1 protein-coding gene is annotated in these 1102 nt (G+C 60.2%); it reads right to left on the bottom strand.

The window, feature by feature from the left end; all coding sequences use genetic code 11:
* Nucleotides 1-1102, bottom strand: a 1102-nt coding sequence (locus B3F49_RS00930) for a UDP-N-acetylglucosamine 4,6-dehydratase family protein (RefSeq protein ID WP_293908587.1), incomplete at both ends; no start/stop codon positions are given.

The raw sequence follows: 1102 nt of genomic DNA, 5'->3' as shown, positions 1-1102 counted from the left end.
TCTGGAAGGTGGTCAGGTAGTGGTTGAGGAAGGTGAGCTCGGAGAGCTCATGGTTGCTCACCTGCGCCTTGAAGACCAGCTTGTCCTCGGTGGGTATGGTGGTGTCCTTGTTGGCCAAAAGCTCCTCGTAGAGCTTCTCGCCGGGCCTCAGGCCCGTGACGATCACCTGGCTGCGGCCGTCGCCGTAGTACTTGACCAGCTTCTGGGCAAAGTCGTAGATGCGCACCGGCTGGCCCATGTCCAGCACCATGACCTCGCCTCCCTTGGCCATCGAGGCCGCCTTGAAGACCAGGCCTACGGCCTCGGGAATCGCCATGAAGTAGCGGATGATGTCCTTGTGGGTGACGGTGATCGGAACGCCCGCCTTGATCTGCTCCATGAACAGGGGCAGCATGCTCCCCCTGCTTCCCAGCACGTTGCCGAAGCGCACGCAGACCATCTCGGTCTCCTTGCTGTTGAGCATGCCCGCCATGAGCTCGACCACGCGCTTGGTCGCACCCATGACGTTGGTCGGGTTGACCGCCTTGTCGGTGGAGATGACCACCACCTTCTCCACAGCGCGCTCCTTGGCACTCTTGAGCACCGCATAGGAGCCCAGAATGTTGGTCGTGATGGCCTCCTCGGGATAGAGCTCCTGCAGCGGCACGTGCTTGTAGGCGGCGGCGTGGAAGACCAGCTGCGGCCGGTACTGCTCCATGATCCTGTCGACCTTGCGGCGGTTCTTGATATCGCACACCACCGGGACGATCAGGTCGCTCCACTCTTTCTGGTAGTTGTGCAGCCTCAGCGACAGATCGTGCAGCTCCGTCTCATCGATGTCCAAGAGGATGAGTTGAGAAGGGCCGTAGGTTAAGAGCTGCTTGCAGATCTCACTGCCGATGGAGCCTCCCGCCCCGGTGATGAGCACGCGCTTATTCATGACCATCTTCTGGATGGGTTGCTTCTCGATGCTGATCAAGGGCCTGCCGAGCAGGTCGCCGTAGTCGAGGTTTCTCAGATCGAGCTCCTTGGCTCCCTGCTGCATCTCAAAAAGGGAGGGAATGACCTTTATGTCCACACCGAGTTCCTTGGCGGCATCGACGGCCTTGAACATGCGTTCCTG

Origin of the sequence: Sphaerochaeta sp. UBA5836 (genome assembly GCF_002432845.1) — a bacterium.
Lineage (GTDB): Bacteria > Spirochaetota > Spirochaetia > Sphaerochaetales > Sphaerochaetaceae > Sphaerochaeta.
This window is presented reverse-complemented; position numbering and strand designations above follow the sequence as displayed.